Annotated in this window: 28 protein-coding genes; 15 read left to right on the top strand and 13 right to left on the bottom strand. The window is 35.7% G+C overall.

Annotated features, from left to right (window positions below):
* Nucleotides 1–81 precede the first annotated feature (81 nt).
* Nucleotides 82–1,389, top strand: a complete 1,308-nt coding sequence (sufD, locus tag ACNFU2_RS14690; protein WP_172282427.1) for a Fe-S cluster assembly protein SufD — start codon at nucleotides 82–84, stop codon at nucleotides 1,387–1,389.
* A gap of 67 nt (nucleotides 1,390–1,456) precedes the next feature.
* On the opposite strand, the gene ACNFU2_RS14685 is transcribed toward sufD, so the two are convergent.
* On the bottom strand, nucleotides 1,457–2,380 hold the full coding sequence (locus ACNFU2_RS14685; protein ID WP_273650351.1) for a DUF3078 domain-containing protein: 924 nt from the start codon (nucleotides 2,378–2,380) through the stop codon (nucleotides 1,457–1,459).
* 269 nt (nucleotides 2,381–2,649) lie between these two features.
* Here ACNFU2_RS14685 and ACNFU2_RS14680 point away from each other — a divergent pair, with 269 nt between their 5' ends.
* The 3 genes from ACNFU2_RS14680 (at nucleotide 2,650) to gdhA (ending at nucleotide 6,110) form a co-directional block, all read left to right on the top strand.
* Entirely contained in the window at nucleotides 2,650–3,417 is a 768-nt protein-coding gene (locus tag ACNFU2_RS14680) for a rhomboid family intramembrane serine protease (protein WP_172281976.1), read from the top strand.
* 34 nt (nucleotides 3,418–3,451) lie between these two features.
* On the top strand, nucleotides 3,452–4,561 hold the full coding sequence (gene dprA / locus ACNFU2_RS14675; protein ID WP_273650350.1) for a DNA-processing protein DprA: 1,110 nt from the start codon (nucleotides 3,452–3,454) through the stop codon (nucleotides 4,559–4,561).
* A 190-nt stretch (nucleotides 4,562–4,751) separates the two neighbouring features.
* Nucleotides 4,752–6,110 (top strand): NADP-specific glutamate dehydrogenase, encoded by a 1,359-nt coding sequence (gene gdhA, locus ACNFU2_RS14670; protein ID WP_172281957.1) that lies wholly within the window; start codon nucleotides 4,752–4,754, stop codon nucleotides 6,108–6,110.
* A 254-nt stretch (nucleotides 6,111–6,364) separates the two neighbouring features.
* On the opposite strand, the gene ACNFU2_RS14665 is transcribed toward gdhA, so the two are convergent.
* The 4 genes from ACNFU2_RS14665 to ACNFU2_RS14650 all read right to left on the bottom strand — a co-directional run bounded on the left by ACNFU2_RS14665 (nucleotide 6,365) and on the right by ACNFU2_RS14650 (nucleotide 9,379).
* Nucleotides 6,365–6,685: a hypothetical protein gene (locus tag ACNFU2_RS14665; protein WP_273650349.1), complete on the bottom strand. Its 321-nt coding sequence runs from the start codon at nucleotides 6,683–6,685 to the stop codon at nucleotides 6,365–6,367.
* A 119-nt stretch (nucleotides 6,686–6,804) separates the two neighbouring features.
* Complete coding sequence (locus tag ACNFU2_RS14660; RefSeq protein WP_306613311.1) at nucleotides 6,805–7,293, bottom strand: YkgJ family cysteine cluster protein; 489 nt, start codon at nucleotides 7,291–7,293, stop codon at nucleotides 6,805–6,807.
* On the bottom strand, nucleotides 7,293–8,261 hold the full coding sequence (locus tag ACNFU2_RS14655) for an ion channel (protein WP_273650347.1): 969 nt from the start codon (nucleotides 8,259–8,261) through the stop codon (nucleotides 7,293–7,295). Before ACNFU2_RS14655 ends, ACNFU2_RS14660 begins: the two co-directional genes overlap by 1 nt.
* 128 nt (nucleotides 8,262–8,389) lie before the next feature.
* Nucleotides 8,390–9,379: a hypothetical protein gene (locus tag ACNFU2_RS14650; protein ID WP_273650346.1), complete on the bottom strand. Its 990-nt coding sequence runs from the start codon at nucleotides 9,377–9,379 to the stop codon at nucleotides 8,390–8,392.
* 192 nt (nucleotides 9,380–9,571) lie between these two features.
* Between ACNFU2_RS14650 and ACNFU2_RS14645 the strand changes: the two genes are divergently transcribed.
* Nucleotides 9,572–9,955 carry a group III truncated hemoglobin gene (locus tag ACNFU2_RS14645; protein WP_306613306.1) on the top strand — a complete coding sequence of 128 codons (384 nt, stop codon included), beginning with the start codon at nucleotides 9,572–9,574 and terminating at the stop codon, nucleotides 9,953–9,955.
* Here the strand turns inward: ACNFU2_RS14645 and ACNFU2_RS14640 are convergent.
* The 6 genes from ACNFU2_RS14640 to hflX form a co-directional block, all read right to left on the bottom strand.
* On the bottom strand, nucleotides 9,952–11,022 hold the full coding sequence (locus ACNFU2_RS14640; RefSeq protein ID WP_273650345.1) for a calcium:proton antiporter: 1,071 nt from the start codon (nucleotides 11,020–11,022) through the stop codon (nucleotides 9,952–9,954). The genes ACNFU2_RS14645 and ACNFU2_RS14640 overlap by 4 nt on opposite strands.
* Before the next feature lie 65 nt (nucleotides 11,023–11,087).
* The gene (locus tag ACNFU2_RS14635) at nucleotides 11,088–11,417 is read right to left on the bottom strand and encodes a DUF6122 family protein (protein WP_273650344.1); all 330 of its coding nucleotides are present in this window, start codon (nucleotides 11,415–11,417) and stop codon (nucleotides 11,088–11,090) included.
* A complete protein-coding gene (locus tag ACNFU2_RS14630) occupies nucleotides 11,417–12,136 on the bottom strand; it encodes a DNA alkylation repair protein (protein WP_273650343.1) in 720 nt (239 codons plus the stop codon). The genes ACNFU2_RS14635 and ACNFU2_RS14630 overlap by 1 nt, the downstream gene beginning before the upstream one ends.
* 13 nt (nucleotides 12,137–12,149) lie before the next feature.
* Nucleotides 12,150–13,436, bottom strand: a complete 1,287-nt coding sequence (locus ACNFU2_RS14625) for a cation:proton antiporter (protein WP_273650342.1) — start codon at nucleotides 13,434–13,436, stop codon at nucleotides 12,150–12,152.
* 15 nt (nucleotides 13,437–13,451) lie between these two features.
* Nucleotides 13,452–14,081, bottom strand: a complete 630-nt coding sequence (locus ACNFU2_RS14620; protein WP_273650341.1) for a DUF4919 domain-containing protein — start codon at nucleotides 14,079–14,081, stop codon at nucleotides 13,452–13,454.
* Complete coding sequence (gene hflX / locus ACNFU2_RS14615; RefSeq protein WP_172281937.1) at nucleotides 14,081–15,307, bottom strand: GTPase HflX; 1,227 nt, start codon at nucleotides 15,305–15,307, stop codon at nucleotides 14,081–14,083. Before hflX ends, ACNFU2_RS14620 begins: the two co-directional genes overlap by 1 nt.
* Nucleotides 15,308–15,634: 327 nt before the next feature.
* On the opposite strand from hflX, the gene ACNFU2_RS14610 reads away from it, so the two are divergent.
* The 5 genes from ACNFU2_RS14610 (at nucleotide 15,635) to ACNFU2_RS14590 (ending at nucleotide 21,112) form a co-directional block, all read left to right on the top strand.
* Nucleotides 15,635–16,636: an MsnO8 family LLM class oxidoreductase gene (locus ACNFU2_RS14610; protein WP_273650340.1), complete on the top strand. Its 1,002-nt coding sequence runs from the start codon at nucleotides 15,635–15,637 to the stop codon at nucleotides 16,634–16,636.
* 163 nt (nucleotides 16,637–16,799) lie between these two features.
* Complete coding sequence (locus ACNFU2_RS14605; protein WP_273650339.1) at nucleotides 16,800–17,513, top strand: LytR/AlgR family response regulator transcription factor; 714 nt, start codon at nucleotides 16,800–16,802, stop codon at nucleotides 17,511–17,513.
* Between the two features lie 150 nt (nucleotides 17,514–17,663).
* Nucleotides 17,664–18,143: a T9SS type A sorting domain-containing protein gene (locus ACNFU2_RS14600; protein WP_273650338.1), complete on the top strand. Its 480-nt coding sequence runs from the start codon at nucleotides 17,664–17,666 to the stop codon at nucleotides 18,141–18,143.
* 5 nt (nucleotides 18,144–18,148) lie between these two features.
* Entirely contained in the window at nucleotides 18,149–20,695 is a 2,547-nt protein-coding gene (locus ACNFU2_RS14595; RefSeq protein ID WP_306613297.1) for a beta strand repeat-containing protein, read from the top strand.
* Between the two features lie 6 nt (nucleotides 20,696–20,701).
* The gene (locus tag ACNFU2_RS14590) at nucleotides 20,702–21,112 is read left to right on the top strand and encodes a hypothetical protein (RefSeq protein ID WP_273650336.1); all 411 of its coding nucleotides are present in this window, start codon (nucleotides 20,702–20,704) and stop codon (nucleotides 21,110–21,112) included.
* Between the two features lie 65 nt (nucleotides 21,113–21,177).
* Here ACNFU2_RS14590 and ACNFU2_RS14585 read toward each other — a convergent pair whose 3' ends face one another.
* Nucleotides 21,178–21,612: an META domain-containing protein gene (locus tag ACNFU2_RS14585; RefSeq protein ID WP_273650335.1), complete on the bottom strand. Its 435-nt coding sequence runs from the start codon at nucleotides 21,610–21,612 to the stop codon at nucleotides 21,178–21,180.
* Nucleotides 21,613–21,697: 85 nt separating this feature from the next.
* Here ACNFU2_RS14585 and ACNFU2_RS14580 point away from each other — a divergent pair, with 85 nt between their 5' ends.
* The 4 genes from ACNFU2_RS14580 to ACNFU2_RS14565 all read left to right on the top strand — a co-directional run bounded on the left by ACNFU2_RS14580 (nucleotide 21,698) and on the right by ACNFU2_RS14565 (nucleotide 25,321).
* Nucleotides 21,698–23,902 (top strand): S46 family peptidase, encoded by a 2,205-nt coding sequence (locus ACNFU2_RS14580; protein WP_273650334.1) that lies wholly within the window; start codon nucleotides 21,698–21,700, stop codon nucleotides 23,900–23,902.
* A gap of 439 nt (nucleotides 23,903–24,341) precedes the next feature.
* Nucleotides 24,342–24,599 carry a hypothetical protein gene (locus ACNFU2_RS14575; protein WP_273650333.1) on the top strand — a complete coding sequence of 86 codons (258 nt, stop codon included), beginning with the start codon at nucleotides 24,342–24,344 and terminating at the stop codon, nucleotides 24,597–24,599.
* Complete coding sequence (locus tag ACNFU2_RS14570) at nucleotides 24,538–25,071, top strand: hypothetical protein (protein WP_273650332.1); 534 nt, start codon at nucleotides 24,538–24,540, stop codon at nucleotides 25,069–25,071. Before ACNFU2_RS14575 ends, ACNFU2_RS14570 begins: the two co-directional genes overlap by 62 nt.
* Nucleotides 25,064–25,321, top strand: coding sequence for a hypothetical protein (locus ACNFU2_RS14565; protein WP_172281918.1), 258 nt, complete (start codon nucleotides 25,064–25,066; stop codon nucleotides 25,319–25,321). Before ACNFU2_RS14570 ends, ACNFU2_RS14565 begins: the two co-directional genes overlap by 8 nt.
* Nucleotide 25,322: 1 nt before the next feature.
* Here ACNFU2_RS14565 and ACNFU2_RS14560 read toward each other — a convergent pair whose 3' ends face one another.
* Nucleotides 25,323–25,814, bottom strand: a complete 492-nt coding sequence (locus ACNFU2_RS14560) for a hypothetical protein (protein WP_273650331.1) — start codon at nucleotides 25,812–25,814, stop codon at nucleotides 25,323–25,325.
* Between the two features lie 78 nt (nucleotides 25,815–25,892).
* Between ACNFU2_RS14560 and ACNFU2_RS14555 the strand changes: the two genes are divergently transcribed.
* A complete protein-coding gene (locus tag ACNFU2_RS14555) occupies nucleotides 25,893–26,366 on the top strand; it encodes a DUF6876 family protein (RefSeq protein ID WP_273650330.1) in 474 nt (157 codons plus the stop codon).
* The last annotated feature ends 40 nt before the right edge of the window (nucleotides 26,367–26,406 follow it).

Raw genomic sequence — 26,406 nt, 5'->3', positions numbered from 1 at the left:
CTAAAAGTCAAGCGGAAAAACCGCAAATGGTAATACAATTTTTAAATACATAAAAAAGGTGTGATGGCCGAAATTTCAGTAATGGCTTTATACGATCAAATTATTGACAACCACGATGAGTTTTTGGAAAGTCTTCGTCACAGATTTCTGGATGAAGATAGAAAGTCAGCTCTTCGGGCGTTCGAAAGTATTGGTTTTCCAACCAAAAAAGACGAAGAATATAAATATACCAACCTAAAAGAGATCACGGAAAAAAACTATAATTTTTTCCCTAAAGAAGGTCACAATATTACTAAAGAACAATTGGAGCAATTGCATCTTGGTGAAGAAAATTTTGACTGGATTGTTTTTGTGAATGGTAAACTTCATAAAGAATTATCAAAAGTTTCTATTGAGAATGTAGAGTTTTTGTCCTTCAACTATGCTTTGAATGATGAAAAACATAAAGAAGTATTTGATAAATACTTTAATACAATTGCTGCAGAAAAATCAGCTTTCACGGACCTGAATCTTGCTTATTGCAAATACGGGTTCTTCCTGAAAGTTCCTAAAAATGTAGTTATTGAAAAACCTATCCACGTTTTCTATCTTTCACAAAATCAAGAAGAAAACACCTTCTACAACACAAGAAACCTGCTTATCGTAGAAGACGGAGCAAAAGTGGAAATTATTGAAAGTCACCATAATTTTGATGATACTTTTGTATTAACAAATTCAGTAACTGAAATTTTCACTTATCCCAATGCAAAAGCAGACTGGCATAAGCTTCAGAATGATAATGACACTTCTTATCTGATTGACAACACTTTTGCAAAACAGGAAAAAGATAGTTTAACAACTGTAAACACGTTTTCCTTTGGAGGAAAACTGGTAAGAAACAATCTCGATTTCATTCATAACGGACAGAATATCAATTCATTTATGAACGGGATTACGATTATCGGAAAAGATCAGTTGGTGGATCACCATACTGCAGTTCACCATAATCAGCCGAATTGTGAAAGTTATCAAAACTATAAAGGGATATTTAAAGATAAGGCACATGGTGTATTCAACGGAAAAGTTTTCGTTGATAAAATAGCTCAAAAAACCAATGCTTATCAGCAAAATAATAATGTTTTGCTAAGCGAGGGAGCAAGTATTGATACAAAGCCTCAATTGGAAATCTTTGCAGATGATGTAAAGTGTTCACATGGTTGTACTGTAGGTCAGCTGAATGACGACGCATTATTCTATCTGAGAGCAAGAGGAATCTCTAAAAAAGAAGCTCAGGCATTATTATTATATGCATTTGCCAATGATGCCATGCAAAACATTGATATTGAACCTTTAAAAGAAAAAATTTCCAGATTATTGGCTGAGAAATTAGAAGTAGACATTGAATTCTAAGAAAATAAATTGATACCAAAAAAGCACTTCGTATGAAGTGCTTTTTTTATTATGATATATAGTTTCTCTATTTCTTGATCCACCATTGATTATCTTTCCTGTCCGATCTCTTCACTCCATTATTCACAGTATAGGCAATACCAATTCCTAAAGTCTGTTTAAGCTGTGTCTTTTGGATTTGATTATGGTCATAGAGTACATCCACCGTAATATTGGAAGAAATATATTTGTTGATTTTTAAATTGACAACTGCTCCATAAGCGAGAACAAGTCTATCCGGATGATCTAGGTAATTTGAAAATACCGATGCAGTATTAGTCAGATTAATATTCTCCATAAGCTTAATTTTGTAGACAGCATTCCCTAAAAAACCAAATTGCAGAAGAGAACTGTCGCCATCTGCTTTTAAGCCATAATTCCCCGCTTTCTGAAGGTCAGGATCCAGAACAAACGTCCATCTTGCATTGACCGGGCGCAATGTTACCGTCAGATTATCATCTGGCCTGTAGGTAACCCCCAAACCCATGTTAAAGTATCCCGGAGCCATGAAATTAGAGATTTTCTTTGCTTCCGGGTTATTCCCGTCTTCATATCCTGTTGAAAACTGAGACTGTAAGCTTGCCCCGGAGGAAATATACCAGCTTTTAGAAAACTGTCTTCCATAGTTGGTAGAAATATTGAGAACATCCTGTGTCTTTCTTGTTCCCACTCCTTTTGTATTATTCTGTCCATAACCCATGATAATAATGTTTTCCCATAGGTCCTTATCTTTTTCATAAGTAAGATTATAATCGATACCTGCAAGCCAGCCAACATTGTTGGCTCCTCCACCAACCCAATTTGAAAAAGCGGCCTGATTGAACATTAATGTATTTTTACCTAAAACCGACCAATGTTTAACAGTGTCTACAACGATTGAATCCTTTTTTATGTCCTGAGCATTTACAAAAAACTGCATTGAAATACCGACAAGCAATAAAAACTTCTTCATATAATAAAAAATTTTTCAATTACAAAAGTATAAAATATAATTTGTGTGAACCCATAATTTATAAAGCAGGTAGCCTGTTTTGTTCACAAATTATCCTTTAACATACGAAAACCGAGCCACTTTCCAGCAATCAAATCTTTTATATTTTTTTAAAATTTAAATCTTGATAAAAATCATTACCTTTTGTCGTAAAAAAAACTTCGTATCTGGAAATCATCGCCAAAATTTCCGAAATTTATTATTGGCTTTTGATTTGACATTATCTCTTCATGTTTAAAAACGCAATTTCCAGAAAAGCTATCATAAATCCACTGCTGATGCTTTCAGCAATGTGGCTGGGGTACTTTTTACAGACACAGGGCTTTTTTCAAAGCTGTTTTGGAGCTATTATACCTCTGCTACCTGAAGGCTTGCTTGGAATAATTACGTCTCCCCTTCTGCATGGAAATATGGATCATATCATTAGCAATTCAATTCCGATCGCCGTATTGATGTTTCTTCTATATCAGTTTTACCCGTTAGTGGCTAATAAAGTATTTGTCATAGGCTGGCTTGCAACAGGTTTGCTGTTATGGTTACTTCCGCCCATAGATATTCTTACAGGAGAATATATGTACACATGTACAATTGGGGCGAGCGGTATTGTATACGTTCTAGCTTTTTTCCTCTTTTTCAGCGGGGTCTTCAAATGGAATATGAAGCTTCTCACCATTTCTTTACTGGTCGTACTTTATTATGGCAGTTTAGTTTGGGGAATGTTTCCGGAGGAACTATTTTACAATCTTCAGGAACCGAGTAAAATATCTTGGCAAGCCCATCTATCGGGAGCTGTTGTAGGAAGTATTATTGCATTTGCATTTAAAAACATAGGAGAAAAAAAGAAAAGATATATCTGGGAATTCCCCAATTATTATAGCGAAAAAGATGACAAACTTTGGCAGGAATATAAAGAAAATCACCCTGAAGACTTTTTAGAACTGCCGTACAAAAAAAGAGATGATATCTGGGATCATTTGGATGAATTAAGAAAAAAATAAAACTTAATTCGTTACATTTGGATAAAAAGCACACATGATATCCGAAGAACATCTTTATTCAATCGCATTACGCGAATGTAACCTCATTGGTGACATTAACCTTTCTAAACTCACAAAAGCATTCGGGAGCGCTAAAAATGCCTGGGAACAAGCCAAAAAAGAATATAAAAAGCTGGATGGATTTGGTCACAAAATCGTATCAGATATTGGCAATTTGTCTCATTTACACTTCGCAGAAAAAGAATTAAAATTTTGCGAGCGTAACGGTATTCAGATCAGGTTAAAACATCTGAAAGAACTTCCTTATTTACTCCATGAATGTGAAGACGCTCCTGCTATTTTATACCAAAAAGGAACCTACAATGAAAACTTACAACCATTAAGTATTGTGGGTACACGTACTATCACATCATATGGGAAACAATTTATAAGTGACTTTTTTCATGAAGCCCAATCCTACAATTTTGTTTCGGTCAGTGGCCTGGCTTTGGGAGCAGATAAGGAAGTCCATGAACAGTCTCTGCATCATAAAATCCCTACGATTGGTGTTCTAGCTCATGGCTTCCATACTTTATATCCGGCCAAAAATAAAAAACTAGCTGACAGAATAATTAATGAAGGAGGGGCTCTTTTTACAGAATTTAATTCTTCCAGGAAACCCGACAGAGAAAATTTCATCCAGAGAAACAGGATTATTGCGGGTTTTTCTCCTGCTACAATTGTGGTAGAAACTGCTTTTGGGGGAGGATCTGTAAGTACAGCAACTTTTGCAAACGGCTACAACAGGGATGTTTTTGCTCTCCCGGGAAAAGTCACCGATCAACATAGCCAAGGTTGCAATCAGCTCATTTCTCAAAATAAAGCAGCAATAATTTCTACAATAAAAGACCTTATTTATACCCTAGGTTTTAACAAGCCGAAGGAAAAAATGGAAGAACTTTTTCCTTATTCTTCCACAAGCATACAACTAACTGATAATCAAAATATAATCTATAAATTTATTCTAAAGAATCCACAAATAAATTTAGATGATCTTGCCCAGCAAATTACGCTTCCGACACACAAAATTTTGCCCATAATTTTGGAATTAGAGCTTTTAGGGAAAGTGAAATCACTTTCCGGGAGACAATTTGTGGCAATTTGAAATTTAACTATTTCTTAATATTGCATTATTTCACAAATAACATTTAATTTTTAATAAAATTTAACTACTAATTATTAATTTAATAATATTTTCCCTCATAATTATTAAATTTTCAATAATCATCAATTAAGGTGTTGTGAATCTTGAAAAAAAAATTAAATTTGTTGGCAATAATATTCAACCTTAATATATGGAACAATATAATATTGACCAGAAAATCCAGGAGTTTATTGCAAAAATTGAGGCAAAAAACCCTAACGAGCCAGAATTTTTACAAGCCGTAAAAGAAGTTGCAGTTACTGTTATCCCATTTATCGCTACAAAGAAGGAATATACAGGAATGAAGCTTCTAGAAAGAATGGCTGAAGCTGAAAGAATTATTATTTTCAGAGTTCCATGGGTTGATGACAAAGGAGAGATCCAGGTAAACAGAGGTTTCAGAATTCAGATGAACTCTGCAATCGGACCATACAAAGGAGGAATTCGTTTCCATCCGACAGTAAATTTATCTGTTCTTAAGTTTTTAGCTTTTGAACAAGTTTTCAAAAACTCATTAACTACTCTTCCAATGGGAGGTGGAAAAGGAGGTTCTGACTTTGATCCACAAGGAAAATCAGATATGGAAGTAATGCGTTTCTGCCAGGCTTTCATGACTGAATTATGCAAGCATATTGGTCCTGAAACTGACGTTCCAGCCGGAGATATCGGGGTAGGATCAAGAGAAATCGGATACCTTTTCGGACAATATAAGAAGATCAGAAATGAATTTACCGGTGTTCTTACTGGTAAAGGACTTGCTTATGGAGGTTCATTGATTCGTCCTGAAGCTACGGGATATGGTGTTGTGTATTTTGCTGAGCAAATGCTGAAAACCATTGGCCAAACTTTTAAAGACAAAATAGTTTCTGTTTCAGGTTTTGGTAATGTAGCGTGGGGAGTAATTAAAAAAGTATCTGAATTAGGAGGAAAAGTGGTTACCATTTCAGGTCCTGACGGATACATTTATGATAAAGACGGTATTGAAGGAGATAAAATCGATTACTTATTGGAATTGAGAGCTTCCGGTAATAACAGAGCTGAGGATTATGCTAAAAAATATCCATCTGCTGTATTCCATGCAGGGAAACGTCCTTGGGAAGTGAAGTGTGATGTGGCAATTCCTTCTGCAACCCAAAACGAATTGGATTTCGAAGATGCTAAAATATTGGTTGAAAACGGAGTTTTATGTGTAACTGAAGCTGCTAATATGCCTTCAACATTAGAAGCCATCAACTATTTCTTAGATAGCAAAGTATTATTCTCTCCTGGAAAAGCATCTAATGCCGGTGGTGTAGCTACTTCAGGATTAGAAATGACTCAAAACTCAATTCGTTTGAACTGGACTTCTGAAGAAGTAGATGCAAGATTAAAGGAAATCATGATTGGAATCCATAAAGCTTGTAGAGACTACGGAAAAGAGGAAGACGGCTATGTAAACTATGTAAAAGGGGCAAATATTGCCGGCTTTGTGAAGGTTGCAGAAGCAATGTTAGCTCAAGGAGTTGTGTAAGATAAAAATATAAAGGTTGGGAATCTTCCCGGCCTTTTTTCTTATAGCCTGTTCCCGGGGATAATGGGAAAAAAGTAAAAAGTGAAAGGAGAAAGCATTGATATATTCAATGCTTTTTTTATGTAAAAAACATACAAGATAAGTGCATCTCCCATCATCATTTGGTAGGGAATAATATGCTCCCAGACATTTTATGCTCAAAAAAAATCCTGAAATACATAATTTCAGGATCTTCATTTCAACTTTTTAACAATTTATTTCGACTTTTTCTTCTTAGCCTTCTTCTCTTCTTTAGTCGCTTCAGAAGGTTTTGTTGCCTCAACAGCAGTTTCAGTACTAACACTTGTTGTTCCATCAGTCATTTTAGTTGGGTTGGCCGAAGTATCAACAGTAGTGGTTGTACCTGTACTTAATGTTTGATTCGGTGTAGTCGTATTGGAATTAGACTGCATCGTTTGTGGAGTTGTCTGGGTTGTAGTCTGATTAGGATCAACCTTCTTCTGTGTCTCAGTCTGGGCTGATACAGCAATCATTCCTACTAAAGAAAATGCTGCTGTGAAAATTAACTTTTTCATATTCTAATATTTTAAATGGGTGTTTAGTATTTCTAGAACGCCATTTATTTTATTAAATTATATGTAAAGGTCTTATTTAACGTACTTTATATTATTTTAAGATGAATTTTGATTATAAGTTATTTTCCTAATTTTTTCATAATCCTCTCTACAAATTCAAATGCAGCCGGACAAATAACAGTATTTTTTACCATTAACGAATTGATCTGATAAATCTTCTTTCTATCCGTATGAGGATATTCCCTACAGGCTTTAGGTCTCACTTCATATATCGAGCACGTATTATCATCATTTAGAAAAAAGCAGGGTAAGTTTTGAAGCACCTTATCATTATCCTCATCTATCCTCAGGAATTTTGATTCAAAATCTGCAGGCTTCATTCGAAGATGCTTAGCAATGCGCTCAATATCCTTCTCTGTATATAAAGGCCCGGTAGTTTTACAGCAATTTGCACATTGAAGACAATCCACTTTCTCAAATACTTCTTCATGGGTTTCCTGAACAACATAATCAAGATTTTTGGGCGGCTTTTTCTTTAATCCGTCCAAAAATTTCTTATGCTCCTTTTGCTTTTGTAAAGCTTGTTTTCTGTATAATTCTATATCCATTACCCCTTTTCGCTAAAAACAGGAAGATCTGCTTTTTGGTGTTCATTAATCTTATCTAGATCCAGAATTGTCGACTGATTATCTTTATTCGGATAATACATTGGGACAAACTTGGCTCCATAAATAATTTCCCCAGTCACATAAGACGACCTTTGAACCACAGTATTGGAAAATACCTCATCAAAAGCGCGAACCTGAACAATCAGTTCAATATCTGTATTTTTAAAATCTTCCTCAGAAAAGCCATAAAACGGTGAGTTTTCATCAATCTTATGAACAACAGTCCAGTTAAGTGCCAATGTATTAATTTTACCCAGCTGGGTATCCAACCGGTAAAAATTACTTTTAGGAACTCCATCTTCAATAACTTCAATAGCTACCGAAACAATAACCTCTGCATCTGTAAGCGCATTATTTTTATAAGGCGCTAGCCTAAACATTAAAGCAGATGTATCTCTAAAAGGAGCAATCACTGCAATATCAGAAAACCTTAAGTAAGCTCTGGGCCGTGAAAATCTTCCATAAAAAAGTCCTGTTGCAATAGCAAAGGTAAGCAATCCTAAAAAAGCTTCAAAAGTAGCCACCAGACTCGCCAGAAAACCAACCGGTGCAATTCTTCCATATCCTACTGTCGTAAATGTTTGCGAACTGAAAAAAAACACATCAATAAATTCATTGAGGGGATTACTTTTATCAATTCCTGTAAGATGCTGTACTCCGATCAGATAATAAACCAATGCAAAAATAAGATTGACCACCACATAGGAAATTACCAGATACGAAAGAAAACGAAATGTGGATAAATTAAGCATCGTATGATACCAACTTAGCCGATTAAAAACATTGACTCCTGCTCGCTGAACATTCGGAAAACCATCCTTATTGATAAATCTCCCTGAGGCATTGTTACCAAAACCACTGTTCTCCGTATTTGTCTGACGGATTTTTTTTCTGAATCCCCGGGTCATTCTTACACTTTTTTTAATTATTTTAAAGAGCAAAGTTAAGCATAGAATAACTCATTTTTTTAACATTTTTAATAAAAAACAGGAACTCTACAGCTCCTGTCTATTATTATATATTATTTTAGATCGATCTATATTTTTTGGGCCGGTGATTCAAGAACAGTTACACTTACATTACTCACCGACTTTACAATACCCGATTCTCCATGTATGCTTGAAATAAAGTTAGGAAAATCTTCCACGGGAAAAGCCCAGTAGTAATGTCCGTTTGCAGGGTTGGGAAAATTGGCTAGCAAAGTTCCGGTTAACTTCATTGGCACAGAATACTCCACCGAAGATCCTTTCAACTTTGTCAGAACAGAAATTATTTTTTTGGAATGAGCTGGTACAATAGCTTTATATGTACTTGTTTCTGTAATTTCTTCCGAGCTCTCGGTTCCATCTGTAGTATCGCCTCCCACAACAACTTTTGTACTGGCAGATGCTTTGGCAACTAACGGAACATCTATGGATACCGAAGCTCCTACTTCAAATGATCCTGAAACCGTACGTTTCCATGAGGTTGAATACCCTTTTTTATAAGAATAGGTAACTGTAATCTCACTTTCCCGGTCACCATTATTAATAGCTTCAGTCGTATACGAATCATCAGGTAGATCTACTCCGTCTGTCTTTATTTTTACATCAGGGGTTCCTAAAACAATAGATACATCCGGACTTGCTGCTGTATTTCGCATATCGCCATCAACGGATAGATCCGGATTAAAAATAATTCCGTCAGGAACTTGTCCTGAATAAGCGAAAATATTTTTGAGCCTTGTTTTTTCACCTGAAAAATTGATATCATATCCCATATCCTTCAAGTGATTTGCTTTAAAGGGTATCTTGCTTTTTTCATCAGATATACCACGTATCACATTCGTGTTGCCCGGCAACTTAAATTCATCTACAATCTTCCAGCCCTTCTGAAGCATTTCTGCCTCAGTCATTGAAGTTCTTTTTAAATCAGTATAACTTGTGTTTTCTGTATCATCACCAATAGAACTGACTTCATCCCTTGAACAAGAAACAGAAATCCCCAATAACATAATTACTAAAACAGAATTGATTTTTTTACTCATCTTTATTATTTTTTAGTGTTTAATTATTAAATTTACAAAAACCGCTCTGTTTAGTAGCTTGTTTTTGCGAATTAAACAATTTTAACACTTATAAATATTTTATTAATTGCAGTTGTGACTGATAACTAGCAGGTAATGAGATTGATCAATTTTCAAGTCCCTTTTTTACCTGATTTACACTAAATTTGAATTATGAAAAAGTTGGAATCAAGAGAAGATATAGAACACCTTGTTAATTCATTTTATGGAAAAGTAGTTAAAGACGAAACCATTGGGTTCTTTTTTAATGACATTGCAAAGGTAAACTGGGATAACCACCTTCCTAAAATGTATTCTTTCTGGGAAACGATTCTTTTTGGCCAGATGAGCTATAAAGGAAATCCAATGGCCGTTCACTTTCCCATCAACGAACTTCATGCAATGGAAAAAAAACACTTCGATCAGTGGCTCTTCCTTTGGAAAAGCACAATAGAAGAGCTTTTCATCGGTGAAAGTGCAGACATGGCCATCTATAAATCTGAAAACATAGCAAAACTTATGTCCTACAAAATGGAGATGGCTAGAAAATTAAATTAAGGAACGATTACAGTAAAAATATAGGCCGCCAGGTTTACCAATAAAACAGTTCCGTATAAAATATTGGTTTTCCCTCTGCTTAATGAGAGCATAACGATAAATACCGATAAAGAAAGCAAAATAATGTCCTTTCTATCCAGTCCTAATACAAAAGGTATGTCATACATGATACAAACTATAGACACAGCAGGAATGGTTAATCCAATACTTGCCAGCGCAGAGCCTAATGCGAGATTAACGCTTGATTGTATCTGATTATTCCTGGCTGCCCTGATCGCCGCAACTCCTTCCGGAAGCAAAACCACAGCTGCAATAATCACTCCAACCAAAGATTTTGGCGCTCCAACACTCTGAACCATATTTTCGATGGTCGCAGAAAGCCCTTTCGCCATTAAGACAACAATAATCAGACAGATAACAAGAAATATAAAACTGATAAGAGTCGCTATTTTTGAAGGGATGTAATGTGAATCCGGGTCATCTGATGTAATAATGAAATAGTTCCTGTGCCTCACTGTCTGAACCATAAGAAATACACCATAAATAACAAGACAGGCAATTGAAACAAAGATCAGTTGGGCCGTATTGTAAAAAGGTCCGTTTACACTTGAAGTAAAGTTGGGAAGAATAAGAGTAAGCGCCAATATAGACACAATACTTACCAGATAGGTTGTAGCAGAAGTTCTCGCAAAAAATTGCTCATAATACTTTACTCCACCTACTAAAATACATATCCCCAATATTCCATTCAGAATAATCATTACAGCCGCAAAAACAGTATCCCTTGCCAGCGTTACCGCCTGATCTCCTCCTGCTATCATTAAAGAAATAATTAACGCCACTTCAATAATGGTAATACAAAGAGCAAGAATAATTGTCCCGAATGGCTCTCCTACTTTATGGGCTACCACTTCCGCATGATGAACAGCCGAAAGCACACTTCCTGTAAGTAAAATTCCTGCTATTATTTCAAAGATGACACCGTTTGCCATCAGACCAGAAAAGTAATATCCCACGGCTAAAACCGGGAAAATAAAGGTATAATGTAAAAGTTCTTTTAATTTCATAAGTGTTTACAAAATACAAAAAATCAATGAAGATTAAAATATTAAGAGAAAAGATTAATGATATTTTAATGACACCAAAGATTGAAATCCTGATAATCAGTCAGCATATGCAATAAAAGCCCGATGCCAACAATTCTTATATTTCCTTTAAAAAAAAGCAGCAAAAAGTACACCGCAATTGCATAGTAAGAATGTAAAAAATGGAATCCTATACTGTTTCTGTCAGGATCAAATATGGGATTAGCAAACAGATGGTCCAGATCAACTAACATGGTAGCTAAGAGTATCAGGTAAGTTCTTTTCCAGTGATCCCTATAAAATATATATGCTATCAAAACAGGAAATACCAGGTGTAAAAAATAATGTGTTCCTGCTTTCCAAAATAAACAATCCATTAGATCCTTCCTTTTAAATAATCCTGTCGTAGCTCCTCATCCAGTTTTTCAATAGCATACCTCAGGCAGGTCCTGGGCATTTCCTTATAGTACTTATTGAGATAGGCAACTAATTCTCCTTCATTTTTATTTCCCATCTCTCTTAATAACCAGCCATTTGCTTTATGCATAAGATCATGCGTATGGCTCAGATTCGTCGTTACAAATTCCTTTGTCAGATGAAAAAAGCCTTTTTTAATGTAATGCATTGTTCCAACTACGGCTATTCTTTTATGCCACATTTCATCAGAATGAGAAAGCTCCCTTAATAGGTGTTCTTGTTGATTTTCAAAAGCATATCTCCCTAATATTTTATAGCAACTTGAATCCACCAAGTCCCAATTATTAATGTATGGCAAATGATTAAGATAAAAATCTACAATTTCTTTTTTCTCCTCTGCCACCTTTGTTTTTTCAAATTTACTGATCAGCATAAATAATGCAGTCAACCGATATTCGTGAAAACCGGATGCAAGCAAAACACTGAGCTCTTTCAAAGAGATTTTGGAATAGTATTCTTTCGCTACAATTCTCTGGTCAGGAACTTTTACACCTAAAAAAATATCTCCTTCACCATATTCCCCCTTTCCTGTTTTAAAAAATTTCGGGAAGAATTCCGCTTTTTCGGGAATTGATAAAACAGCTAGAGCTTCCTGTATTTCTTTTACTACGTTACTCATAACAATCAATCAATTAAACATCTTTATCTAAAGCAATGCTTTCCTGTTCCAATTCTTCTTTTGCAATCTTTTTAGGATTAGCAACCTTAGCAATGGTAAGTCCCTGTACTACAATAGAAAATACTACCACACAATAAGTAATACTTAAAATAATATTGCTATACTCACTTTTAGGAATAGACATTGCCAGCGCAATAGAAACTCCGCCACGAATTCCACCCCAAAACAGCACTTTTATCGTTTGGGGACTAAACCTTGTTCGGAAAGACATAAATTTTGTAGGTCCCCATATTGAAATAAATCTTGCTACCAACACAACAATAATTGCAATAATCCCTGGAATAATAAAGTGATTCAGATCCTTTATCATGAGCAGCTCAAAACCTATAAATAAGAAAAGTACAGCGTTCAATATTTCATCAATTAACTCCCAGAATTTAATAAGATAATCCTGAGTAATTGATTTCATTTTGAATCTTACGTTAAAATTCCCCATAAATAATCCGGCAGCAACCATGGTGAGAGGGCCTGAAATATGCATCTGCCTTGCGATGAGGTATCCGCCCATGACCACAGAAAGGGTAACCAAAACTGAAATAATATAATCATCAACTTCACGCATTAGCCTTGAAGTAATCCAACCTAACAAAACACCCAATAACAATCCCCCTCCAGCTTCTTTAAGCAGTAACAGTCCAATACTTTCCACTCCTAAATCTACTTCTTTCCCGACAGCTAACTGCAGTACTACGGTAAAAACAACAACAGCCATACCATCATTGAAAAGAGATTCTCCAGCAACCTTAGTCTCTAAAGATTTAGAAACTTTTGCCTGCTTCAAGACACTCAGAACAGCCACGGGATCAGTAGGAGATATCAGAGCCCCGAAAACAAGACAATAGATAAAAGGAAGTTTGATACCCACTAAAGGCAACAGGTAAAACATTCCGAATCCTACGATAAAAGTAGAAATGACAACCCCTGCCGTGGAGAAAATAAGAACGGGCCTGAATTGTTCTTTAAGGTCATTAATATTAATATGAATTCCTCCTGCAAATAATAGAAAATTAAGCATTGCGCCCATTAACACTTCAGTGAAGTCTATGCTGTTCATCAATTTATGAAGATGCCCAAAAGTTCTTGGCAATACAGTTTCACCAAATAAAACCAGGAAAATTGAAACCACAATGGCAATTACCATGATCCCGATAGTACTGGGAAGTTTGAGAAATCTGTAATTAAGATATGCGAATATGGATGCTAAAACTATTAACGCTGAAAATGAATAATATAATTCCACTAAGTTATTTTTTAATTAAAAGTCCAAGTAAAGGACTTTGATATATATTTTGTTATTTTCTTTTTCCCATAAGTCAATAATGCCTTCTTTTACTGTTTTTGAACTTTTTGTATAGCCTTCTCCGATATTGAGAATATTCAGGAAAATATATTCGTCACCAACAGAATTGACCTGATAGGCGGTTTTTTCGGTTTTCCCATCTCCCGAATTTTTGATTGCGTCGGCAAGTAATCGAAGCTGTGCGAGATGATGAGTAAAATTACTTACATCTTTTTTAGAATCATAAGCACGCAGCAAAATCAGCAGTACGTCCATATTCGTTGGATCCTTACCATATAAAACCTTACCCAATCTTATGCAATCATCGAAATTATTATTTTTAAATGCTTCAGCAAGACTTTTAAAATCATTATCTGAAGTATTTAATTTATTTGATTCGAAATTTCTACCGTAGTACAAATACTGAGCTTCTATACTATCCAGTGACTTTGGAATCCCTTTGTACTTGAAAATCAGTTTATCATAATTATAAAGTGATTCGGGATTTTTAAGGTTTTTCTCTATACTTTTAAAATCAATTTTCGATTTTTGACCGAAGCCTAAAACCGAAATATTCAGCAGCAAAAGGAAAATGTAATATTTCATTAATTGTTGTTTTCATCTTCCTCGTCGTTATCGAAATACTCAAACAGGAAGTCATTATATGGAAATCTTGAAATATGGATTTTCATGACTTCATCATAGATCAATTTCTTCATCTCCGGAAAATTCTCTTTTGTCAAAGCCGAAATAAATACCGTTGGATATTTAGATTTTGCCATCCAGGTCTTTTTCCATTCTTCAAGGGAAACATTCTTTCTTGTTGAAGGTGTCAGATCATCTTCATCCTTCTTCTCATAGCTAAAATCATCAATCTTATTGAAAACCATAATCATAGGCTTCTGATGAGCATTAATTTCCATCAAAACATGATTAACGGATTCTATATGATCTTCAAAACTTTCATGAGAAATATCTACGACATGGATCAGCAAATCAGCTTCCCGCACCTCATCCAAAGTCGATTTAAAGGATTCAACCAACTGGGTCGGTAATTTTCTGATAAATCCTACAGTATCGGTAAGTAAAAACGGAAGGTTCCCGATAACCACTTTTCTGACAGTGGTATCTAATGTTGCAAATAGTTTATTTTCTGCAAAAACTTCAGATTTTGAAAGTGAATTCATCAGAGTAGATTTACCTACATTCGTATACCCTACCAACGCAGCCCGAACAACTTTCCCACGATTATTACGCTGAGTAGCCATCTGCTTGTCTATCGTCTTTAGCTTATCTTTCAGTAAAGTGATTCTGTCACGGATAATACGACGGTCAGTTTCAATTTCAGTTTCACCCGGACCTCTCATTCCAATCCCTCCTTTCTGACGTTCCAAGTGGGTCCACATCCTCGTTAATCGAGGTAAGAGATATTGGTACTGTGCCAGTTCCACCTGGGTTCTAGCGTAAGAAGTTTGTGCTCGTTGTGCAAAAATATCGAGAATAAGATTGGTTCGGTCCAGAATCTTCACCTCCATTTCTCTTTCCAGGTTTTTAAGCTGGGATGGTGAGAGTTCATCATCGAAAATTACTGTTCCTATCTCGTTTTCTTTTACATATTCTTTTATTTCAAGTGCCTTTCCACTTCCAATGAAGGTTTTGGAGTCCGGCTGAGTTAATTTTTGAGTGAAGCGCTTTTGTACCGTTGCTCCTGCTGTGAAAGCTAAAAATTCTAATTCATCCATATACTCTATCAGCTTTTCTTCATCCTGATTTTGAGTAATAACACCTACTAAAACAGCTTTCTCGTAATTATGTTCTTTCTTTTCTAGCATTAAGTTCTATCTATGTTTGTGAGTTTTACAAGATACCCTTTTTAGGGATAAAAAGCAAAACGATTTTTAAGACAATCTAAAATTTTAATGTTAATTTAAGCTTTAAATACTATTAATTTGCGGAAAAATAATAATCAACAAATGCTTTTTTATTACTTTCAAACATTAAACCTTACAAATCCATTAAAACAAAAATAGTACCTGAATGACCGTTTAGAGTATCATTCTGATCATAAAACGATTTTTCATTATATTGAGTCTTCAATTTCAGCTTTAAAACAATATTGTATGGCCAGCCAATCAGAAAAAGATTTTACAAAAAAAACAATGAAATTGAGCATCCTGGACCAATCTCCTGTTGTAATGGGAGAGCATACGCAGGATACCCTTCATAACAGCATTGAACTGGCCCAATGGGCAGAGCATCTTGGTTATGAAAGCATTTTATTCTCCGAACATCATGGAGTTCCTGGTTACGCAAGCTCAAGCCCCGAAATATTAGCCGCTGTTATTTTAAGCAAAACACAAAAAATAAAAGTTGGAACCGCAGGGATCATGCTCAGAAATTATTCTGCATATAAAATTTCTGAGATCACAAAATTACTAGCGTCAATTTTTCCCGGACGTTTTGTACTGGGACTAGGAAAAGCACCGGGCGGTCTTAAAATATCTTCCCTGGCCCTGAACGGCGATAAACTTCCAACAATAAGTAATATCAGCGAAAAACTCCGAGATATCGCAGCCTATATTTCAGATGATACAAGTATTACGCAAGAGCGTTATGGTGATCTGATTGCTCAGCCTCAAAACCTTCAACATATGCCAGAAGTATGGTGGCTGGGCTCAGGGAATAATTCGGCAAAGGAAGCTGCAAAAAACGGATTAGGATATTCCTTCTCTCATTTTTTGATGGACAACAAGCAAAATGAAAGCACGGAAATCTATAGAAATGAATTTAAGCGTGGTAATCTGAGCGAAACACCTCATTTACAAATTGCCGTTTCAGTTTCAGTCGCTGAAAATTACGACACCGCAAAAAGAAATGCCTTATCCATGGCTTACCAGTTTCTTGAAGCACGCAGAGGCCTAGCTCCCTCCCCATTATTACATCCGAATGATATAGAAGAAAAAATGTTAAGTCCTACAGAAAATGATGATTTAAAAAAAATCCTGAAGAATATAATTATTGCCACTCCTGACACAATTCATAAACATCTCTTTGAAATTACAACATTTTACCAAACCAATAATCTGATTATACTAAGCAATATTTACGATAAAGAATCCCGTTTCAAAAATTTTGAATGGATTAGCAATTGTGATGTATAAAGCCACCACCGTTCACCACTTTGTGATTATTATTTCAAATCACCCATTTTAATATTAAAATAAACATAAAACATTAAAAACCAAAATAATTTTAATAACTTTATAATGAGATTTTTGTTTTATTTACATTGATCTATAAAAACTAATTAACATCCAGAGAATCATGATTGCCAATATTAAATGTATGATTATTGATGATGATGAACTGGACAGGCTGGTTCTTCAACATCATATCAATCAGTATGATAATATAGAAATTGTTGCATCTTTTGATTCAGCAGAAAAAGCAATTCCATACCTTGATCTACCAGTAGACGTCCTGTTTATTGAAACCAAACTCCCCGGAATGAACGGAATTGAATTCTGTAAATTAGCCTATAAAATCCCTATTTGTATTTTCATGAGTTCCCACTGTGAGTTTGCTGCCGAGGCTTTCGAACTGGACATACTCGACTTTATTAAAAAACCTTTAAAAACGGATCGTATTCATCATTCGTTACAAAAACTTTTGGATTTTCTTGAAATGAAGGAAAAGAGTGAATGTCTTGATATTTTACTTGGTGAAAATACGATTAAAATCAAAGAAGGGAGTACAATTCTACAAATCAAAATAACAGATATTCTTTATCTGGAGGCATTAAAAGATTACACCAGAATTGTAACTTCTGAAAAAAAACATTGTATTCTCGATTCCCTTGGAAATCTTCTTCATCAAAACCACTTCGATTCTTTTGTAAGAATACACCGCAGCTATGCCGTTCCAAAATATCTTATCCGAAGTAAAACTTCTCACGAAGTGGAACTTACCCATAAGATTAAGCTTCCCATAGGAAGAAGTTATAAAGATAATCTGGCATTTTTCAACATGCCCAATTAAAGTATTCCTCTATTTCTTTTTCGGATTGTCATTTGTCGATTTTTCGTGTCGTTTATCTATTTTCCCAATATCTGCATCCGGGATGTGGTAATTTAGTCTTCCGAAATTCATTAACCCGAATTTATAAACTACTAACCAAAAAAAACTCACATGAAAAGAACATTTATTTCCGGCTTCCTTTTCATATTGTTTATTGTAACCGGACAGCTTAAAGCTCAATCAGCTGTTTTAACTACAGGAACAACTGTCTCAGGAGGTAATGGCTCTATTTCTTATAGTGTCGGCCAGGTCACTTATCTCTCTAAGGGAAGCGGATTCCAGGTTATGGAAGGAGTACAGCAAGCTTTTGAAATTACGACCCTTGACACCCATGAAACGTCATCTGCAGAGGACGGTATTTTACTCTATCCTAATCCCTTTAGAGATTATCTATATCTGGATTTTACAGTAAACAGCTATAAGAACTCAGATTATCAATTATTCGATGCACAAGGTAAGTTGATCAGGAGTGAAAAAATTATGCAGACAAAATCTGAATTTAATTTTTCTTCTCTTCCATCTGCCATGTACATTATAAGAATTAATCAGGATGGTAAAAACATTAAAACATTCAAAATCATAAAAAAATAACTACCATGAAAAAAAATCTACTCATACTAGGGCTTATACTGGGCTGTTTTTTAGCCTTTGGACAAGTACCTGAAAAAATGAGCTATCAGGCCGTTATCCGAAATCTTTCGGGACAACTGATCATCAATCAGAGTATTGCAGTAAAAGTAAGTGTTCTTCAAGGCTCAGCCGCAGGCCCAGTGGTATACTCAGAAAGGTTGACCGGAAATACCAATGCCAATGGTTTAATCAGCCTTGAAATAGGTACAGGAACTGTTCTTACTGGGACATTTGCCGCGATTAACTGGACCACTGGAAATTATTATTTGAAAACAGAAACAGATCCGTCAGGAGGAACCAGCTATACGATATCAGGCACCAGCCAACTTCTCAGCGTTCCTTATGCCATGTACGCAAAATCTGCAGGAGGCGGTGGCGGAAGCTTTACCCTTCCATATTCAGCTACCGTAAATAACACAGCCAGTCTTTTTGCTTTAACCAATGATGGTGATGGAGCAGCCATTGAAGGCACCAACAATACAACAACTTCAAGTATCGCTTCAATAAGGGGTGTTGTAACCAGTACTTCTGCCGGTGGATTTTCTTCGGGAGTCCGGGGAATCAATAATGGCACTGGAGGATTAGGAGTGGGGGTCTGGGGAAGTCAGAACGGAAGCGGATGGGGAGTATATGGAGTTACCCCTAATGGACTGGGTGTTTATGGAAATGCATCGGGAAATGGATACGGTGTATATGCAAACAGCAACGCAGGAACAGGACTTGCCGCAATAAGTACAAACGGGGTTGCTGCTAATATTTCAATAACTAATAATTCCAATGCCAACAGCGCAATTATTGCCTCAACCGCGGGTAACGGAACGGTTGTCAATATTTCTACGACAGGAACCGGTGCAGGATTGAGAAGCACTTCAGGAGCTGGTTTTGCCCTACATGGGATTACAAGCCAAGTATCCTCTGCAGGTGTTGTAGGTGATAACAACGGCAACGGAGAAGCCGTGGTCGGAAGAACAACAAGTGATATAGCCGGTGCTGTAGTCGGAAGAAATGATGGTGGAGGATATGGCGTGAGGGGGTTTATTGCAACAAATAGTACCGGAACAGCGATAGGTGTTTTAGGCCAGGTTGGGCTCAACAACAGTAAAGGTAGAGCTGGCCGATTCGAAAATTTCAATCAAACCAATGAAAATAATACGCTTGAAATCGAAACCAACGGAAATGGAAATATTCCTGATAACACACAAGGAAATGCTTCTTCATTCCTCGTTAATAATACCAATAGTGTCGCCGCTGCCGTAAGAGGTGAAGTAAAAACCATATTCGGCAATTTTGGAGCTGCCGGTGTTTTTGGAATATCCTCAGGGACCGGAGGTTTCGCAGGCTTATTCCATGCTTCTAATACGGCCGGAAACGGTCCGGCCCTGGTGGCACTCACCGATGGAAATGGAAATGCAATCACTGCCAATGCCGGCAAAAACGGTAATGGTGTGGAAACAAATATTGATGGAAACGGAAATGCTTTATACGCATGGGTTCCATCTTTTGCAACCGGGCGTGCCGGTAGATTTGAAATTTTCAATGAAGACAATGATACCGAAGTAATCTCTGTGAAAACTGTTGGTAATGGTACTGCAGGAAACTTCAAGGTGGATCGCACAACCGGCACCTCACCGGCAGTAAAAGGTGAAGTGAATTCCATTTTTGCTAATTTCGGTACTGCAGGTATTTTTGGTCTTTCATCAGGAACCGGTGGCTATGGAGGCTTATTTTATTCATCAAATGCCAGTGGAAATGGACCGGCTGTATTAGCCCTTACCGAAGGGAATGGAAACGGGATTACCGCCAATGCTGGTGGTAGCGGCGATGGTATAGAAGCATCATGCGACGGAACAGGTAATGCGATCTCAGGTTTTATTCCCAATTTTGGAACAGGTAAGGCCGGTAGATTTGCTAATTTTAATAATGCCAACGGACAACCTGTTGTACACATAACCACTACTGGTACCGGCTCCACACTTCTTGTCAATCATCAGGGCCCATCTGGTAATATTTCTGTCTATCAAAGTGCATCAGTTAATGTAGCCCGGATCAATAAAGCAGGAAGAGGCTTTTTTAATGGCGGAACACAAAACAGCGGTGCGGACGTTGCAGAAGCATTTGATGTGGAAGGAAATGTTTCTGAATATGAGCCCGGCGACATTTTAGTGATTTCAACAGACTCTGACAGAACGATAGAAAAGTCCTCAAAGCCCTACTCTACACTTGTAGCAGGAGTTTATGCAACCAAACCCGGGGTTTTATTGACTGAAGAAAATATCGATGCAGATCTGTCCGGAAAAGTTCCCATGGGAGTTATCGGAGTGATCCCCACAAAGGTTTGTCTTGAAGGAGGAAAAATTAAAAGGGGAGACCTTTTAGTAACCTCTTCAAAACCAGGAGTTGCCATGAAAGCAAATCTCAAAAAAGTCAGAATTGGACAGGTAATCGGAAAAGCTCTCCAGGATTACAATCAGAATGAAACGGCAAAAATTAAAGTACTAGTAAACATTAAATAAAAAATTATGAAATCATTATATACCATCGCATTACTATTATCAGGACTAAGTATGTATGCCCAGGAAAATAAAACTTCTGAGCCGCAGGATCAGGCCGTTATTTTAAAAAATGCAAAGGAACAGGAAGCTAAGCTCATTAAAGATTATGAGCAGTATAATAAAAACAATCCTCCACACAGCGGGCTGGTATCAGATTATGGACTTGAAGTTAAAAAACAAAATCTAAAACCTAAAAACACATCGGACAATTCAGGAAAATTACTTCCCAATACAGCTAGTTTTGATGAGGTCTTAGCAACAATTCCTAATCGGCGTTCACGTAAAGCAAGTCAACCTATTAATAAGAAAATAACCGTTACGGGACTTTCTAATACGGCAACACTTGAAGAAATAAAAAAAACTATTCCTAGAAACTAATAACCGAAATAAGTCCGCTACTTAGCGGACTTATTTTATCTGTACATTTTTCAAAAAAATTACTGTTAATCCCAATCTGAGGCAACAAACTTCATCACTATCCCTTTATCATCATACAAAGAAAGAAAATGACCCTCCACTGAATACCGCGTAATCCTTTCAAAGCTATTAACAAACGCTCGCTCAAGTTTCATATTCTGACAAGCCATCATTGTACTTCCAACTCCGGAAATCTTCATTTTCCCATTTTTTCTGAACTCTCCGGTAAAAAACATTTTATTACACCCCATGAATGCCCCTCCACGAATCTTTTCTCCTTCCATTGCTCCTGTAAGATTAATTCCCGCGCGGCTTTTAACCATTTCTTCTTTATCAAATTTCCCAAAAGATATAAGCATCCATTCTCTTTGAACTGATGGGTTTTTACCCGGAACTGATGAACAATTAATCATCATTCCTAAAACCAAAACTCCTAATAGACTTATAAATATTTTTTTCATGCAGCCTATCCTTCCATTTTCATACCAATCACGGCCGGAATATCGTAAAAATTAGTAAATTAGCGACACAAAATTATTTTATAAAATGAAAAGACTATTTCTACTATTCACTTTTTTATTGGGCTTTGCCCAGATGAGAGCGGATGAAGGTATGTGGCTGCTAATGCTCATTAAAAGATTAAATGGTGTTGATATGCAAAAAGAAGGTTTGCATTTAACTCCAGAAGAAATTTATTCCGTAAACAATTCTAGTTTAAAAGATGCTATTGTAAGTTTTGGAGGCTTCTGTACCGGTGAAATTGTTTCTGATAAAGGACTGATTTTCACAAACCACCACTGTGGTTATGGTGCTGTTGCAGCAGCTTCTACTCCGGAAAAAGATTATCTGAAGAATGGATTCTGGGCCATGAAGCAAAAAGACGAATTCAACGCTAAAGACCTATATGTTAGATTCTTAGTAAGAATGGATGATGCTTCACAAAGAATCAATGCTAAGCTAAACAACAAAATGACTGGCGAAGAAAGAAAAGCTGTAATTGATGCTGAAACTAAAGCTATTCAGGCTGAGAATTCTGAAAACGGGAAGTATACAGTAGTAGTAAAAGATTTCTTCAATGGAAACGAGTTTTATTATTTCGTTTATCAGGATTATAAAGATATAAGATTGGTAGGTGCACCTCCTTCATCATTAGGTAAATTTGGAGGTGATACTGATAACTGGGAATGGCCTAGACACACAGCAGATTTTACGGTTTTCAGAGTGTATGCTGATGCAGCAGGAAACCCTGCTGAGTACTCTCCAAGCAATACCCCTTTAAAGCCTAAACATTTCCTACCGGTTTCTCTTAAAGGAATTAAGCCTGGAGATTTCTCTATGATCCTTGGTTACCCAGGCAGAACAAACCGTTATTTAACTTCTTACGGTATACAGCAGATGGTAAACAAAGATTATCCAGCTTGGGTAGAAGCTTCTAAATTAGCAATGGATGTGATGAAGAAGTACATGGATAAAGACAAGGCAACTCAGCTTAATTATGCTTCTCAATACGCATCAGTAGCAAATTATTGGAAAAATAGACAAGGAACTATCGATGCTGTTATCAAAAACGGGACAATTACCGATAAGCAGAAAACTGAAGCTAATTTCAAGCAATGGGCTTTACAACCGGCAAATATAGAATATGACGGAGTTTTAGATGATATCTCAATCTATTATAAACAAGTTTCTAATAGAAATGTTGAAAGAAATTATGCCACCCAGCTCTATAGAAATGCTAAATACATCAGCCTTGCTTCTCAGGTAGGCTCTGTACTTAAGTCATATGCTGAACAAGATATGGCAGGAAGATTAGCAATGAAACCAAAAGTAGAAGCTGCGGTAAAAGCTGCTTATGAAAACTTTAATACTAAGTTAGAAGGAGAAATGCTTAATTCAATGGTTGGTCTTTATCAGTCAAGAGTAGATAAAGATGTAGCATCTCCAACTATTATGGCATTAGATTCTAAAAATCTTTCGAACGTTGCTTATTCATCTATTTTTGCTAATAAAACCTCTGTAACCAACTTTATTTTAAATCCGGATCGTTTAAAGCTAGACGCTGATCCACTTTTAAAAATAGCTAACGGGGTCACTACAGATCAAAGGTTATCTTCTGAAAAATTCTCTAAGATTGATGATAATTTTGCTAAAAACAACCGTATATTCTTAGCTGGTTTAATGAAATCCATGCCGGAGAAAAAGTTTTATCCGGACGCTAACTCTACTATGAGATTAACATACGGAACTGTTGATAAATTACCTATCAGAACAGACAGAAACTACTTTGGTGTTACAGATAACTATTATACTGACATGACCGGTTTGGTAGGAAAATACAAAAAAGGAGATGAAGAATTTGATCTTCCTCAAAGAGTAATCGATCTTTACAACATGAAGGACTTCGGTCAATATGCTGATGCTGCCGGTTATATGCCAGTTAATTTCCTTTCTAATAATGATATTACAGGTGGAAACTCCGGGTCTCCGGTAATCGATGGTGACGGTAACCTTATAGGGATCGCATTTGATGGAAACAGTGAAGCTTTAAGTGGTGATATTGTTTTTGAACAAGAATGGCAAAAAACAATCAACGTTGATGTACGTTTTGTTCTTTGGACTATCGATAAATATGCTGGTGCAAGAAGATTAATTGACGAGTTGAAGCTGGTTAGAAGTGAAAACACACCAGCTGATACTAAAACCCGTCCTGCAAAAGCTGAACATGTAAAATCTACCAAAAAGAATAAATAATCTTTTTTTTAAATTTTAAAAGCCGTGAGATTCTCTCACGGCTTTTTTTATACCGTTTAATGAAATAAATACGTGATTGAGTTACCCCTCTGCACCATAAAATTTTGTGATTTTTACGCCGTTTTATAGAATAAAGACAATACGAGATCGTTACAAATAAGATGACGGAGTTAAATTTTCAGCAATAATATGCATTGCTAAAAAAAGATTATTTAAGAAAAATAAAAACAGTTAATTTATTTTAAAATGAAAATTTTATTAAAAAATAGCAAAATGTAAATATTTATTTACTATTTTTGATTTCATTACGCAGTGATATAAGGTTTTTATAACAGAAAATTTTATTATTATTACACAATGAAAAGAATTAGTCTATTTTTTTTAAGCTAAATTTAAGTTTTAAGACTTATCTTTAAGTTGTTAAAAAAAATATATTGTTATGAACTTAAAATTAATTTTATCCGGGATCGCATTGCTGACTCTTTTGGTAGCATGTGATGACAGAAGTAATGAAGACGCTCCCGCTTTACAATCGGAAGGCACAAAAGCAGATTTAAAAGCGGCAAAAAATGTAAAAATCGTTAGCGATACCGTAACAAAACCAGTAGAAAAACCAAATGAGCCAGATTCAAAAGATGGAACAAGCAACAGTACCGCCGACACAATCGACCCGACAAAGCCGGATAGGCCTAAGTAAGCTGATTATTCAGATTACGATGTCTGCATTCGTGTTGATTTCGGCGATCTTACCTTTTCTGAATAATATTGTGGGTTATTTTATTGATGTTAATGTCCAGCTGGCAAATAATGCCGGCGAAAGGCGTTTGGATTTAGATTCAGCAATCTATTTTCTATCAATCCCATCGTGCATAATCCTCCTTGCATTAGGAGGATTATTCAAAGCTCATAGATATACCTTCTATGTGGTTTTTGTTTCCGGATATTTTCACTTAGCGACCTATATTAAGTTTATATTTTTCAATAAGAATATAATTTCCGGATATGCTGATATAGCGATTATCGCCATTATTGCTATAATTGTTTATCTTATCTATCGATTAGACAACTACTATAGAGAAATAAATGTTATTGATAAATTTAACAATAGTACCTTAGAAAGGTTTTCTTCCATATTATACAAACGTAACGATATCACAAAAAATGAGTAATCACAGAGAAAGTTTAAAAATTCTTGTTGCTCTTAGTGATAAACTTTGGGAGGACTACATTGCGGAAATTTTGTCCGAAGAGCAATATCTTGAGAAAATGCGATTGGTAAAAAAAGAGATCAATAATGGATTTATTGGTACCATGCAGGATTTGGAAGTCTTTACTAACGAACTAGGCTACCTTATTCTTAATACCCGAACTAAAACATTATTATCAGGATCTGAAAAAATCATCGTAAACAAGAACTAGCTTACTTTGATCTTGATTCTTTTTCCTCAACCTGAGCTAAAATTCTTTCCAAATATTTGCTTTGCTTAGCGATAGAGGCTTCCAGTTTCTTTTCCAGTTTCGATATCTGGTTCTGGATGAACAGCAAGCTTTTATCCTGTGTATTGTATTGGGCATAAATATTAGCTAATAGGTCACCTATATCTTCATTAAAATCTTTACTCTTCAACATATGATCAGGTTGTAATTCTTGTTCTTCAACCTCATATACTTTCTCTAAACTACTTAAATCCAATACCCCCTCTCCTTTTATAAGCCAATGTAAGTGAGCATTCAGCTCCGGATACACCTCTAAAACTTTAACAACCTTATCAATACCAAGGTCACTTTTTAGTCCTGCTCCTTTGAAATTAGAAGCAGACATCCCTGTTTCCCTGTAAAAAGACTCCTTTTTAATGCTCTTTTCCTCCAAATAAAATAGGATTCTTTCTTTTATGGTTGTTATTTTGTCCATTTTTATTTTATTTTGGTCTAAATTTTGACTATATTTGTGCAAAGATATAAAACAAAATTAAAATAAAATTCTAAAAACATGAAAAATTTCGTTGAACCATCACATGCTTACTACAAACATTTTGAAGCATCTGAATCTTTCCGTCAATTTAAACCTTCTTCCATAACAAAAACTAAAACCATGAACAACAAACACAATATTCGTCGAAACTCAGCGAATGAGTTATATAATGTTTATTCAGTTGCTCAGGATTTACACGACTATAAGGAGGAATACCAATTTACAGAAGGGATTAATGATATGGTTAATTTTGAAGACTGTTTGTGGCTATTTGATCTTATACTGGATGAGCAGCCTCATTCCGATTCCGAAACTCAAATATGGACCTTAAAAAGAGTTCTTCCCCATTCCTTTACACTTACATGCAAAAATAAAGAAGGTCAAAAATTAGCCGAGATTAAGAATATTGAGGCAAGTTTTTATTTTGATGATCTTATTGTAATAAAAAAAGATAAATTATTCTGTTTACCGATTGAAGAGAACATTTACTAAACATACAGATTTTGCATATCAGTATGATGCATTTACAATA

The organism is Chryseobacterium sp. PTM-20240506, assembly GCF_048296755.1.
Classification (GTDB): Bacteria; Bacteroidota; Bacteroidia; order Flavobacteriales; family Weeksellaceae; genus Chryseobacterium; species Chryseobacterium proteolyticum.
Note: the sequence above shows the minus strand (reverse complement) of the source record. Positions and strands in the feature narration are given on the sequence as shown.